Raw genomic sequence first — 12659 nt, forward strand, 5'->3', positions numbered from 1 at the left:
CTGGCCGAACGCTGCGGAACCTGACCCGGTCGCCGTATGAAAGGCATTGTGCCGTAGTGTTTTCACCCGTGAATCTCGCTTCTACCGATGCCATCGTGACCGACTCCACTACTCGCTCCTGCGTGTGGTGCTCATCCAGCGACGACATCGCAGAACTCCGCGGCGAACCGCGGTGCGGGCGCTGCCGCGAGGCAGAACAGGTCATCGCGGCGGCCCGCGAGTTCGTCGGCTTCTATGGTCTACGACCCTTGGGTGCGTCACTGACCTCCGACGACGAAGAAGAACGCGAACACCGGGTCGCGGCTCGTGATGCCTGGGCAGTCCTGAATCAGACCCGCACACAGCCCCCACTGCGCGCCCGGTCCGGGAAGCGCGGTACCGCACCATCCACATCCACCACCAGGACAGCCGGACACACGACGGCCCCCAAGGCCAAGAACGTCGGATCCGGAAGCGCCCGGCCGGCGGACGTCTCCCGACCCGACCGTGAGGAGCTCATGAGCCGCGCCCAGTCTCTGTTGGGGCAGCTGTCCGAGATCGAGGAACGGCTGGCAGTCGCGCAGGCGGACCCCGGCCTGAGCGGCAGGGCGAAGGTGTCCGACTTGACCGCCAAGCGCGACTCGGTGCTCCGTACGCTGGCCGCACTGGAAAAGGCCAAGCGGGCCCTGGAGCCGGCCTGAAGACCCACGTGCCGGGACCCGTTGTGATTCCCGCCGTCACCGCCACAGCGACACGATGAGGACGAGAATGAGTAGCTTGATGGCCCAGTCGCCCAGGTGTTCGGCTGCCGCGGACATCGCAGTTCCCTCGTGGAACACCGCGCCGGCGAGCAGCACGAGCGGAATGAGGAACAGTCCCGCCGCGAGCGAGAGTGCGCCGCTGAGGCCCGGGTCGAGGCGCGCAACCAGGCCGGCGACAAGCACCACGAGCACACCGTTTCGGATCAGTTCGACGACCGGCGTCGCCCAGGTCGGCCGGTGAACCTCCGCCGCGGCAGGTGCGCCCAGAACGCTGTAGTACAGGGCGCTCGCCACGAATGCGGCGACAACCGCGACTACACAAGCCCATATGCTGACGTTGCTCATGCCTCATCCGATCGTGTGTGTGTGAAGTCTGACCACACCATCTGACGAAACTGATCGGCGGCGCGGCGCCGTAGGATGATCACGTCGGATGCGATCGACATCAACCGGCTCCGGTTCTGCGCGAGGCGATTCGCAGCCGCCCACCGCTTCCTTCGACTGTCGGTCGAGAATGGTGCTCGCCTCCCCAGGGCGGCATCGGCTGGTGACTGCCGGGCGGGGGAATATGTCATTCTAGATCTTGAATGTTCCGCTCGGGAGGGCTCACTCGATGACGACTTCGGTATCCACGGCCGACCCCGGGCAGACCCCGGACATGCCGATGCGCGCCAAACTGGCGATTCTCTGGGGCTACATGCGCCCGTACCGGGGACTACTCGCCCTGGGCGTCCTCCTCGGTCTCCTCGGTACCGCCGCCGAACTCGCCACTCCTCTGGTCACGAAGTGGGTACTCGACGGTCTCGCGGTCTCGGAGTCCCTCGCGGCACCGATCACGGTTCTGGCCGTGCTGCTCGTCGCCGGCTCCGTGATCGGTCTGATCCAGACGATCATGTTGGGCACGCTGGCCGAGCGCATCATCCTGGCCACCCGAACCGGGCTGATCGGCCACCTGCTCCGCGTCGAGGTCCCTGAGCTCGCTCGTAGGCCGAGCGGCGAGATGGTCGCCCGCGTCACCTCCGACACGTTGCTTATCAGAGAAGCGACGACATCGAGCATCGTCAACGGTGTCAACGGCTTTGTGGGAATGGCCGGCGCGCTGGTACTCATGGCGGTTCTGGATCTCCAGCTCTTCGCGACGACGATGGTCGTCATCATCATGGTCGGTGTCGCCGCTGCAGTTTTGATGCCCGGGCTCGCCAAGGCGCAGCAAGACGCGCAAGCCGAGATCGGTTTCCTGGGTGGACGATTGGAAGGAATCCTCCGATCGATACGCACCGTCAAGGCGAGTCGAGCCGAGGCGCGTGAGTCCGACCGGATCGGAGAATTCGCGCATCGATCGGCGAGCAAGGGTATCCGGGCCGTCCGTATCGAGGCCTGGGCGTGGACGATCACCGGGGCCGGGATCAACCTCGCGGTCATGGTCGTCCTGGCGTTCGGTGCCTGGCGCGTCGCGGACGGTTCGATGACCGTCAGTACCCTGATCGCCTTCCTGCTCTACGGATTCCAGTTGATGATGCCGGTCTCGCTACTCACGATGAGTGTCACCGCACTGCAATCGGGACTTGCCGCTGCCGCTCGGATCTCCGAGATCTCCGATCTCAGAACAGAATCGGACGACACGGTGACCCAGTCCGTTCCGGCCCGTGTCGACCGGGCGGCGGCCGCGCTCGAACTCCGCGATGTGGTGTACCGCTACGCGCCCGATGCTCCCGCTGCGCTCGACGGCATCGACCTGACCATTCCACGTCGCGGGCATACCGCCATCGTCGGACCGTCGGGTGCCGGGAAGACGACGATCTTCTCCCTCTTCCTGAAGTTCCTACGGCCGGATCGCGGGGAGATCGTGCTCGACGGCCGACCGTTGGACCAGTGGACACTCCACGACCTGCGGGCCCGCATCGCCTACGTCGAACAGGACACTCCACTCGTTCCCGGAACGGTGCGCGACAACCTGGTCTACGCGGCACCCCAAGCCTCGGACGACGAGGTCTGGCGCGCCCTCGCGGCGGTTCGGATGGATGACCGGGTCCGTTCCATGCCCGGCGGTCTCCTCGGCGATGTCACCACATCCACGCTGTCCGGCGGGGAACGGCAGCGGATCGCACTCGCCCGAGCGCTGGTCGTCGACCCTGAACTCCTCCTGCTCGACGAGGTGACCGCCCAGCTCGACGGACTCACCGAGGCCTCGGTGGCCGAGGGGATCCGACGACAGGCGACTCGCGGGGCCGTCGTCACCATCGCGCACCGGCTCTCGACCATCATGGACGCCGACCAGATCGTCGTCCTCGAGGCCGGCCGGGTGCGTGCGGTCGGCGACCACCGGAGCCTGCTCGCGACCGACGAGCTCTATCGAGAACTGGTGGCCGCCATGCGTATCGACACCGACCTCGACTCCGCGGATCGCGGTTGACTGCCTCGACGACCCGTATGACACAGAACCCGGAATCCGGGCTCGACGTCATCCGGATCGAGATCAGGTGAAAAAGAAGTGGCGGGCCGTGGCGGCTGGCGCTAGCGTGAGCCGCGCTGTTCGCTGACGGACCGCACGAGACCTGGAGGTGAGTCGATGGTTGCCGTCGAGATCGCTGTCGTCGACAGCATCCGAACCATCCCCCTTTCTCCAGCCCGTCTCTGACCCTCGAACGTTGTTCCCGCGCACGCGACCTGATCGCCGCTCGGTTGAACTCATGGGGTCGCGGGCTCATCCCGAAGGTCTCCACAGTGAATTCTCCAGATCATTCCTCCTCCCGTATCGAACTCGTCGCTCTCGGCTGGGAGGACTACTTTTCGGCACTGTTCACCGAGCATGCCTGTGCCGGTGACGTACCCGCGCGCGTCGTGCGGGTGGATCGCGGCGGGTGTGACACCCTGACCGCAACAGGTCCGGTTCGCGCGGTCCGCGGCTCCGGACTCGTCACCGACCGCGAGCGGACAGTCTGCACCGGCGATTGGGTCGTGCTTCGTCGCGATGGCGAGCCCGCCCAGATCGTGGACGTGTTGCCGCGCCGGACGGCGATCGCGCGTGCCAGTTCGGATCGGACGTCGGAACGGCAGGTGCTCGCGGCCAACGTGGACACGGTGATCATCGCGGTGTCGGTGGCCGACCGGGTGAACCTCGGTCGGATCGAACGCTTCCTGACGTTGGCCTACGACGCCGGCACGCGACCGGTCATCGCGTTGACCAAATCAGACCTCGTCGACGACATCCTCGCCGGTGAAGCCGCGGTCGGCGCGGTGGCCCCGGGCGCTGAGATGGTGGCGACCAGCACGGTCAGCGGCGTCGGTATCGATCTCCTCGCGTCCACCATCATCGGCACCGCCGTCCTGCTGGGTTCCTCCGGAGCCGGCAAGTCGAGTCTGGCCAACGCGTTGCTGAGACGCGATCGCATGGCGGTCAACGACATCCGTTCGGCCGACGGTAAGGGACGGCACACCACCGCGCACCGTGAGCTGTTGGTTCTCCCGGGATGCAAGATCCTCATCGACACCCCCGGCCTGCGTGGGATCGGGGTCCAGGATGTCGCGGACGCGGCCGGTCGGACCTTCTCCGAGATCGAGGAGCTGGCGCTCGACTGCGGATTTCGCGATTGCGAGCACCGTAGCGAGCCCAGATGCGCCGTGCAGGAGGCGATTCGAGGAGGTCGGCTCGATTCGGGTCGATTGGAGCGCTACCGCAAACTGCTTCGGGAAAGCGAATGGTCGGCCGCCCGCGGCGATGCCCGCGAGGCGAGTAAGCGAAGCAAGCGGGACAAGGCCATCACGCGAGACATACGTGCGATGTATCGCTTTCGGGACCGACAGGGCTGAAAGGACGCACTCAGCTCGTCAGTCGTCGCCGACGGGACCGTCCAGGTGCGCAAGGGCGGCCCGTGCGGCTTCGAGCTCCTGACTGAGTTCCTCGATGCGGCGCTGAGCGGCGGAGCGTGCCGACTCGATGACGGCGTCGACAGCGGTGATCGCGGTCTCGTCGTCCAGTTCTCGCATGGCCCGGGCCACCCGGTCGGCGGTGACCTCTGCCGGTTTGCCCTGTTTCCTGCTGCCGTGGGAGACCGACACCGTCCAGGTGCTCTCCCCCGCCGCGGTGATGGTCACGGTCGTCGGCGCGGTCGGCGCCTTCGTCTTACGCGGTGGTTTGCTCGCCGCGGGCGCGGGCGCCGACTCCGCAGCTGAGGGCCCCGCGACGGTACCGGGTCGAGTCCTCGGGGGCGTCTGGCGAGAAACGTTCTCGGTGACAACGGTTGTGGCCACCGGGGCCGGGTCTTCTCGTGCGGGCGACCGCTTCACCGTCCGCCCCCCGGTGGCTGTCGCCGTGGTCGAGGCCGTTCGGTGTCGTCGTAACTCATCGGCCTCGAACGGCAACTGATCGTCGACACCCCTGGGGCTCACCGTCACTGTCGAACCGTCGATCGACACGACCCGCGCCGAGGTGCCCGCCTCCAGATCCAACGATGGCATCGCATCTCGCAGATACACGGTGACTCGCTTGCCGGACGCCAATGCAGCGGACAGCGACTCGAGGTCGCCGGTGGTCAGTCCGGCCTTCGTCTGTGCACTCACCGCGCCATTATCGCACATGCGTGCGAACTGGTTCTCCAGGATCGCGGCGCTCCGGTGTGGCGTCGGCGGCCGCGGCGCGACTCAAACCTACAGCCGGTGACCGTGATGTTCTCGTGACCTTATGCATCGGACTGGCCTCGATGGTCACCACGAGATCACTCCGGAACGTTCGCGCCCCTAATGTTCTCAGGGACGGTAATGGGTCTTCGGAGGGAAAACTTGTGACTCAGGCAATCGCCCCGGCACCCGCGGCATCCACCACGCGCGAAGTCCCGATCGCCGATCACGCCTACGCAGGGATGACGATCGCCGCGCTGCTGTGCGTGACCTCGGCCGCCACCTTCCTCACCCTCTTCCCCTGACCCCGGGCCCCGCCAGACTTCGAGTGGAAAGCACCACAAGTGCTCTTTGCCGGTGTGTCACCTGCGTCGACTTCGGTCCGCAGGTGGCACACACCACTGGTTCGACGGGCTCGACAGCCGGAGTCTGACGCTCAGCCCGCTCGCACCCCGGTCAGCTGCTCGGACACATCCCAAAGACGTTCTGCCGCTTCGTGGTCACGGAACGGTGTCCACGGTGTCTGCGCGCCGGGCGGTCCGCCCGCGTTCCCCGGCCACTGAGGCCCGTAGAACGCGCCGTCGACCGCATCCGGCGCAGTGGCAGCCATCAGTGCTGGGAGAGACGCCGTGTGGACGGTGCCGACGGCGACACCATGTCTCGACAACCACTCGATCACCCGGCGGCCACCGGTCGGTACCGTCCTGCCGACCTCCGGCCGCGCCGCAAGGAGGCTCGTCGGAGCGACGCCGGGGTGCGAGATCGTACTCGTCACCTCCCAGCCGGCAGCGCGACTTCGGCGTCCCAGTTCGAGCCCGAACAGGGCGCACGCGATCTTCGACTGGCGGTATGCGCTCATCCCGTCGTAACCGCGCTCCCAGTTCAGGTCGTTCCACTGCATCGCGCCGCGTCTCGCCGCGATGCTCGTCTGCGAGGTGACCCGCGCCTTCCCGGCTCGGAGCAGCGGGAGGATGGTGATGGTGAGAGCGAAATGCCCGAGGTGATTGGTGCCGAACTGGAGCTCGAATCCGTCGGCAGTGGTCATGCGCTCCGGCGGGGTCATGACACCGGCGTTGTTGACGAGGATGGTGATCGGTGTGCCGTCGGCCCGGAGCCGCGCGCCCAATGCCTCGACCGAAGACAAGACAGCCAGGTCGACTTCTTCGACGATGAGCGTGGCCGCGGGATGACGTCCGCGGATGCGCTCGGCAGCCGCCGCACCTTTGCTCGGATTGCGCACCGGCATGACCACTTCCGCGCCGGCGCCGGCCAGAGCCGCCGCGATCTCCCATCCGACACCGTCGCTCGCGCCGGTCACCACCGTTCGTCGACCGGTGAGATCTGGGATGGTCAGGTCATATCTGCTACCTCGTGACATCGGAGCTCCTCGTCGGGTCGGGTTCATTCCCACGTGTTCCGAGTGTCGCGTGGTGTCGCACCGTTAACCACGACCTGTCGATCCGTGGCTGCGCGCCACCCGTCCACGGAAGAATCACCCGCATGATCGATCGTGCCGGCCTCGCCGACTTCCTTCGGGTGCGGCGTGCCGCCCTGCAGCCGGAGGATGTGGGGCTGCCGCGCGGGCAACGCCGCCGCACGGGTGGACTCCGGCGCGAGGAGGTCGCCGCGCTGAGTCACATGTCCACCGACTACTACTCCCGGTTGGAACGCGAGCGCGGCCCGCAGCCGTCGCCGCAGATGATCGCGGCCATCGCTCAAGGACTGCACCTCTCGCGCGAGGAGCGAAATCACCTCTTCCTTCTCGCCGGCCACCAGCCGCCTATGCGGGGATCCGAGGGCGAGCACGTCTCCCCGGGCATGATGCGCATCTTCGACCGTCTCACCGACACTCCGGCCGAGATCGTCACCGAACTCGGTGAGACGTTGCGCCAGAACAGACTCGGAGTCGCACTCGTCGGCGACCTCATGCGTTTCGACGGTCCCGCGCGAAGTATCGGATATCGGTGGTTCACCGATTCCGGTTCTCGGCGGTTGCATCCTGTCGAGGACCACGAGTTCTATTCGCGCATGTACGTTTCGGGCCTGAGAGGAGTGCTGGCGCTCCGTGGCCCGGAATCCCACGCGGCCTCACTGGCGGAACGACTCCGCGGGGAGAGCCGAGAATTCCGCGACATCTGGGCCCGGCACGAGGTGGGCATCGCCCCGCGAGACGTCAAGAGGTACGTGCATCCCGAAGTCGGGTTCCTGGAGCTGAATTGCCAGATCCTCGTCGACCCGCGGTGTTCGCACTCGCTGCTCGTCTACACCGCGACCCCGGGCAGCGCGAGCTCCGAGAAACTCCGACTGCTTTCTGTCGTCGCGGCACCGTCGGCGTTCTGATCGAGTCCGTGGGCCGCACGGGGTGACTTCGGCGGGACGGTCAGAAGTCGAACCCGCCGCCGAAGTCGCCTCCACCGCCGAAGTCGCCCCCGCCGCCGAAATCGCCCGAATCGCCACCGCCGAAGTCGCCGGAGTCCCCGCCGTCGAGTGCACCCGCGTCGGAGCCGTCGCCGGCGCCGCTCTCGAATCCCTGCGCGTCGTAGGGCACGCCTGCCATGCCCGAGAACATCGCCGAGAACAGGAACATCGAACCGAGTCCCCAGGCGCCGGCGACCAATGCCGGCTTCCACCACGGCTCCGAGTACCAGCCCGCGGGCACGGGCCGACCTGCGACACGACCGCCGGGGTAGTAGTTCGGGGTCTGCTCGGACGGGTTCGGCGAGGCCGCGACCTGACGTCCTTCGAACTCCACGGTGCGATCTTCGGTGACCGCGCCGGCACTCTTCTGACCGTCGAGTTCGGGAATCGCCGGCCCGGGGTCGAGGTTCATCGCCGCGCGGGCTGCCCGGATGTAGTACAGACCCTCGATGGCGGTCTGCTTCGCGAGTCGGGCCTGGGTCGGAGAGTTGGCCTGTTCGATCTGAGAGCCGGCCGCGGTGTACCGCTCCCCCGCGTCGGCCAGCGCCTGTTTGGACGCAGGTCCGTCGCCGACCAGCATGAACACCTGTCCCCCGAGACGTTCGATGGCTTGTCGGGCGTCGGCCTTCGCGTCGTCGAGTGTGCGGGTCGCGTTGGCGCCGGAGCGCTGTTGGGCAAAGACCACCACCCCGACGACGACCACGACGATGACGGCGATCAAGATCAGTGCTTCCATGCTTCCCTCCGGTTTTCGCGTGTCCGCGGCGGGCCGGTCGTTCACCAACCGACAATTCGGACACCACCGAGCGTACCGACGGCGGTCGGTCCGATGCCGCGTCGGCGAGCGGCGACGAGGCGCAGACCATTCTCGTCGAGAATCTGTATCGGCGCTGCACCATCGTCGGCTGGCGATGCAGTGACCATCGAGAACGACGCCGTCCTGCACAACCGACGCGGAGATCGGCCACCCTTGTGAGGTGGCCGATCGCAACGGAATCCGGGTACAGCGCTGTCACAGCGGGACACGCGTGGCCGAGCTCCGCTGGGAATGGGCACGTGAGGCCGATCCAGCGGTCGGGCCGTGGCGGGCCGACGGCGCATTCATCGCAGCGGTCACGGACTGGCTAGACGACGATCGCCGAACGGTCTGGACAGCCGGTGCCGGTGCTCTCACCATCGGAATGGTGTGCTTGACCGAACACGCCCGGATGCCCAGTCCCCGCCGCGCCGCCGGTGGCCGGTGGGGCTATCTCGGCCATCTCTACGTCCGCCCCGCATTCCGCGGGTCCGGGCTCGGACGGGACCTGATCCGGCACGCCACCGGGACTGCCGACGATCGCGGATACGCCAAGACGGTCCTGTCGCCAACCGAACCGTCGATCGGCCTCTACGAGCGATGCGGTTTCAGTAGGGACAACGACCTCATGATCCGACAGCGGTGACAGCGACACGTGGACGCGCGGTCGGCGCTGCGGCGATCTCTACCATGGCGGCGTGTTCTTCTTGTTCGGATATGGCCGTAGGCAGAAGCATCTCGGCGCGGGTCAGACCCGTGCGTGCCCCCGCTGTCACAACACCACCCAGTGGGCGCGGATGCGCGAGTACTCGCAGTTCTCCGTCTTCTTCATCCCGATCGCCCGGTGGAACCGGCGCAACTTCGAGGCCTGCGGGATCTGCGGCGCGGCAGTGGCGGTCTGAGAGCCATCCGGGGTGACTCCACGAATCACTCCGGGCCGGCCGCGCACCCGGTTTGCCGATGGCGAAACTGGTTACCCTCGGAAGGGTGTCCGCCTCCCCCGATTCCCCCGCACGCACCAGTGCCGCGATCACCGGCTTCGAGCGCACCTTCGTCGATGCGCTGACGCCCCTCTCGGTGCCGTGGCAGGGTGCCGACGCGCCCGCCCCGCGGCTGCTCGTCGTCAACGAGTCGCTCGCCGCCGACCTGCAGCTCGACGTCGAGGCGCTGCGCACCGACGACGGGGTCGCGCTCCTGTCGGGAGCTGCCGCCCCGGCCGACGCCGTTCCCGTCGCCACCGCCTACTCCGGTCACCAGTTCGGTGGCTACTCCCCACTTCTCGGTGATGGCCGGGCGTTGCTTCTGGGCGAACTGATCGACCGCGACGGCCGGCGAGTAGATCTGCAACTCAAGGGATCCGGGCGCACGCCGTTCTCCCGGGGCGGCGACGGGTTCGCGGTGGTCGGGCCCATGCTGCGTGAGTATCTGGTCAGCGAGGCGATGCACGCGCTCGGGATTCCGACGACGCGTTCGCTGTCGGTCGTGGCCACCGGGCGCGATATCCAGCGGACCGGTGCCGAACCGGGTGCGGTGCTCGCCCGGATCGCGGCGAGCCATCTCCGTGTCGGCACCTTCGAGTACGCGGTGCGGAACACCGACCTGACCCGGCAGCTCGCCGACTATGCGATCGATCGTCACTACCCGGAGCTCGCCGCGGACCCGGAGTCCGGAGGCAACCGCTACCTCGAGTTCTTCGAAGCCGTCCTCGAACGTCAGGCCGCTCTGGTGGCCCAGTGGATGCTGGTCGGCTTCGTGCACGGGGTGATGAACACCGACAACACGACGATCTCGGGTGAGACCATCGACTACGGGCCGTGCGCCTTCCTCGACGCGTTCGACCCCTCGGCGGTGTTCAGCTCGATAGACCACGCGGGGCGGTACGCCTACGGAAATCAGCCGGCCGTCCTCAAGTGGAACCTCGCCCGGTTCGCCGAAACCCTGCTCAGGTTCATGGCTGAGACGCCCGACGAGGCCATCACCGCGGCGACCGGGGTGCTGGACTCGTTCGAGGCACGGTACGAGCGTCATTTCGCGACGGGGATGGCGTCGAAGATCGGTCTGGACGATGTGTCCGCCGACCCCGACCTGATCGCCGACCTCCTGACCCTGATGCGCGAGCATCGCGCCGACTGGACGGGTACCTTCCGCGCGCTGGCCGATGAGCTCCGCGGGGACCAGGTCCCGATCACCAGTCTCCTACCGCGGGAGCACATCGGTCCGTGGCTCGACCGCTGGCGATCCGCGCTGGCCGCCGCCGGTCGCGACCCCGAGGCGGTCGCCTCGACGATGGATCGTGTCAATCCCGTGTACATCCCCCGTAACCACCAGGTCGACGCTGCCTTGCGCGCCGCGACCGAGGGAGATCTGGAACCGTTCGGCCGGCTGCTGACGGCGGTCACTCATCCGTTCGAACGTCGCACGGAGTGGGCGCACTACGCGGCGCCGGCCCCGCAGGCCTTCAGCGACACCTTCCAGACCTTCTGCGGCACCTAGCGAGACCTGTCGAATGAGCACGTCGTGAACCCGGGTGAGGATGTCGATTCCCGCGATGCGCTGCTCGCCGAGAGGGAACGCACCGCCGCACTGATCGAATCCTTGTCGGCCCGCCTGGCCGCCGTCGTCGAGGCGACGAGCGATGCCGCGGCCGACGACGAGCACGACCCGGAGGGATCGACTCTGGCGGTGGAACGCGGGCATCTGGTCGCCCAGTTGGAACGTTCGCGGGTCCGGCTCGACGAGATCGGTGCGGCATTGGATCGGGTCGGCTCGGGCTCGTACGGCCGGTGTGAGACCTGCGGCGCACCAATCGGAGCGGAGCGACTCGAGGTGCTGCCGGCCGCCCGGCAGTGCGTGCGATGCGCGGCTCGTAGCCCGGCGAGACGATGGTGAGGAGCGACCAGGAATTGGTGTCTGGTTCACCACCGACGTATGCGCGGATGGCCATACGCGGGTAGACCGGAGGGCGGGAGAGCACGCAAACGACTCGAACCGAGAGGTGTCCGGCATGAAAGCCATCCAGATCGTCAAGCCAGGAAATCCGCCCGAGCTGCGTGAGGTCGACAAGCCGACACCCGGACCGGGGCAGGTGCTGCTGAAGGTGACCGCGGCCGGTGCGTGCCACTCCGACGATTTCGTGCTCAACATGCCCGCCGAGGGCTTCCCCTATCCGTTGCCGATGACCCTCGGGCACGAGGGAGCAGGCGTCGTCGCTGAAATCGGCAGTGGCGTCACGTCACTCACCGAGGGGGCCGCGGTCGCGGTCTACGGTCCGTGGGGCTGCGGCGTCTGTCATTTCTGCTCGCGTGGCCTCGAGAACTACTGCACTCGCGCCGCCGAGCTGGGCATCGCCCCTCCCGGACTGGGCAACGAGGGCGCGATGGCCGAGTACATGATCGTCGACGACGCTCGCCATCTTGTTCCGCTCGGTGATCTCGACCCGGTTGCGGCGGTACCGCTCACCGATGCCGGACTCACTCCCTACCACGCGATCAAACCATCGCTGCCGAAACTCGTCGGCGGCACAACCGCGGTCGTGATCGGCGCAGGTGGTTTGGGACACATCGGGATTCAGCTGCTGAGGCACCTGACCCCGGCGAGGATCATCGCCCTCGATGTCAGTGCGGACAAGCTCGCTTTCGCGCGTGAGGTGGGCGCGCACGAAACAGTCCTCAGTGATGCCGACGCCGTGGCGAATGTCCGGAAGATCACCGGAAATGACGGGGCCACAGCCGTATTCGACTTTGTTGGACTGCAGCCGACGATCGACACCGCGATGGGAGTCGTCGGCACCATGGGTGATGTCGTGATCGTCGGCATCGGTGACGGCGTGGCCGCGGCGAAGGTCGGGTTCTTCACGCAGCCGTACGAGGTGTCGGTGCGCGCACCGTACTGGGGTGCTCGCGACGAGTTGATCGAGGTCCTCGACCTCGCCCGCGACGGTGTCCTGGAGGTCGCCACCGAGCAGTTCTCGCTCGACGACGGGCTCGAGGCGTATCGGCGGCTCGCTGCGAACGAGTTGCGCGGACGGGCGGTCGTGGTGCCCGACTGACGTCGATCGGAGCCGCACCGGTGGGTGAGAGTTCGCCATT

Annotated in this window: 14 protein-coding genes; 10 read left to right on the plus strand and 4 right to left on the minus strand. The window is 67.3% G+C overall.

Annotation, left to right across the window (positions count from 1 at the left end):
• The first annotated feature begins 95 nt into the window (after positions 1-95).
• Positions 96-680 (plus strand): hypothetical protein, encoded by a 585-nt coding sequence (locus CA982_RS08125; protein WP_208617909.1) that lies wholly within the window; start codon positions 96-98, stop codon positions 678-680.
• A 36-nt stretch (positions 681-716) separates the two neighbouring features.
• Here CA982_RS08125 and CA982_RS08130 read toward each other — a convergent pair whose 3' ends face one another.
• Positions 717-1085 carry a hypothetical protein gene (locus CA982_RS08130; protein ID WP_086534825.1) on the minus strand — a complete coding sequence of 123 codons (369 nt, stop codon included), beginning with the start codon at positions 1083-1085 and terminating at the stop codon, positions 717-719.
• A 268-nt stretch (positions 1086-1353) separates the two neighbouring features.
• Between CA982_RS08130 and CA982_RS08135 the strand changes: the two genes are divergently transcribed.
• Complete coding sequence (locus tag CA982_RS08135; RefSeq protein ID WP_086534826.1) at positions 1354-3153, plus strand: ABC transporter ATP-binding protein; 1800 nt, start codon at positions 1354-1356, stop codon at positions 3151-3153.
• Between the two features lie 311 nt (positions 3154-3464).
• A complete protein-coding gene (gene rsgA, locus CA982_RS08140) occupies positions 3465-4550 on the plus strand; it encodes a ribosome small subunit-dependent GTPase A (protein WP_086534827.1) in 1086 nt (361 codons plus the stop codon).
• A gap of 18 nt (positions 4551-4568) precedes the next feature.
• Here rsgA and CA982_RS08145 read toward each other — a convergent pair whose 3' ends face one another.
• The gene (locus tag CA982_RS08145; RefSeq protein ID WP_086534828.1) at positions 4569-5318 is read right to left on the minus strand and encodes a DUF6319 family protein; all 750 of its coding nucleotides are present in this window, start codon (positions 5316-5318) and stop codon (positions 4569-4571) included.
• A gap of 203 nt (positions 5319-5521) precedes the next feature.
• On the opposite strand from CA982_RS08145, the gene CA982_RS26555 reads away from it, so the two are divergent.
• Positions 5522-5662: a hypothetical protein gene (locus CA982_RS26555; RefSeq protein ID WP_158097805.1), complete on the plus strand. Its 141-nt coding sequence runs from the start codon at positions 5522-5524 to the stop codon at positions 5660-5662.
• A gap of 131 nt (positions 5663-5793) precedes the next feature.
• On the opposite strand, the gene CA982_RS08150 is transcribed toward CA982_RS26555, so the two are convergent.
• The gene (locus tag CA982_RS08150) at positions 5794-6735 is read right to left on the minus strand and encodes an SDR family oxidoreductase (protein ID WP_086534829.1); all 942 of its coding nucleotides are present in this window, start codon (positions 6733-6735) and stop codon (positions 5794-5796) included.
• Positions 6736-6857: 122 nt separating this feature from the next.
• Here CA982_RS08150 and CA982_RS08155 point away from each other — a divergent pair, with 122 nt between their 5' ends.
• A complete protein-coding gene (locus CA982_RS08155) occupies positions 6858-7697 on the plus strand; it encodes a helix-turn-helix transcriptional regulator (protein WP_086534830.1) in 840 nt (279 codons plus the stop codon).
• A 40-nt stretch (positions 7698-7737) separates the two neighbouring features.
• On the opposite strand, the gene CA982_RS08160 is transcribed toward CA982_RS08155, so the two are convergent.
• A complete protein-coding gene (locus CA982_RS08160) occupies positions 7738-8511 on the minus strand; it encodes a hypothetical protein (RefSeq protein ID WP_086534917.1) in 774 nt (257 codons plus the stop codon).
• Between the two features lie 241 nt (positions 8512-8752).
• Between CA982_RS08160 and CA982_RS08165 the strand changes: the two genes are divergently transcribed.
• From CA982_RS08165 to CA982_RS08185, 5 genes are all read left to right on the plus strand, one after another.
• Entirely contained in the window at positions 8753-9217 is a 465-nt protein-coding gene (locus CA982_RS08165; protein ID WP_086534831.1) for a GNAT family N-acetyltransferase, read from the plus strand.
• Positions 9218-9269: 52 nt separating this feature from the next.
• Positions 9270-9473, plus strand: a complete 204-nt coding sequence (locus CA982_RS08170) for a zinc-ribbon domain-containing protein (RefSeq protein ID WP_033205967.1) — start codon at positions 9270-9272, stop codon at positions 9471-9473.
• 58 nt (positions 9474-9531) lie between these two features.
• Entirely contained in the window at positions 9532-11064 is a 1533-nt protein-coding gene (locus CA982_RS08175; protein WP_086534832.1) for a protein adenylyltransferase SelO, read from the plus strand.
• A gap of 24 nt (positions 11065-11088) precedes the next feature.
• Positions 11089-11460 carry a TraR/DksA family transcriptional regulator gene (locus tag CA982_RS08180; protein ID WP_086534833.1) on the plus strand — a complete coding sequence of 124 codons (372 nt, stop codon included), beginning with the start codon at positions 11089-11091 and terminating at the stop codon, positions 11458-11460.
• A 115-nt stretch (positions 11461-11575) separates the two neighbouring features.
• Complete coding sequence (locus CA982_RS08185; RefSeq protein WP_086534834.1) at positions 11576-12619, plus strand: NAD(P)-dependent alcohol dehydrogenase; 1044 nt, start codon at positions 11576-11578, stop codon at positions 12617-12619.
• The last annotated feature ends 40 nt before the right edge of the window (positions 12620-12659 follow it).

Origin of the sequence: Gordonia lacunae (assembly GCF_002149015.1) — a bacterium.
In the GTDB taxonomy this organism is placed as follows: domain Bacteria; phylum Actinomycetota; class Actinomycetes; order Mycobacteriales; family Mycobacteriaceae; genus Gordonia; species Gordonia lacunae.

Bases quoted from the DNA above. Each gene is read 5' to 3' on its own strand.
- CA982_RS08130 (WP_086534825.1), bottom strand. From the start codon at position 1,085: ATGAGCAACGTCAGCATATGGGCTTGTGTAGTCGCGGTTGTCGCCGCA.
- CA982_RS08135 (WP_086534826.1), top strand. From the start codon at position 1,354: ATGACGACTTCGGTATCCACGGCCGACCCCGGGCAGACCCCGGACATG.
- CA982_RS08145 (WP_086534828.1), bottom strand. From the start codon at position 5,318: ATGTGCGATAATGGCGCGGTGAGTGCACAGACGAAGGCCGGACTGACC.
- CA982_RS08150 (WP_086534829.1), bottom strand. From the start codon at position 6,735: ATGTCACGAGGTAGCAGATATGACCTGACCATCCCAGATCTCACCGGT.
- CA982_RS08155 (WP_086534830.1), top strand. From the start codon at position 6,858: ATGATCGATCGTGCCGGCCTCGCCGACTTCCTTCGGGTGCGGCGTGCC.
- CA982_RS08160 (WP_086534917.1), bottom strand. From the start codon at position 8,511: ATGGAAGCACTGATCTTGATCGCCGTCATCGTCGTGGTCGTCGTCGGG.
- CA982_RS08175 (WP_086534832.1), top strand. From the start codon at position 9,532: ATGGCGAAACTGGTTACCCTCGGAAGGGTGTCCGCCTCCCCCGATTCC.
- CA982_RS08185 (WP_086534834.1), top strand. From the start codon at position 11,576: ATGAAAGCCATCCAGATCGTCAAGCCAGGAAATCCGCCCGAGCTGCGT.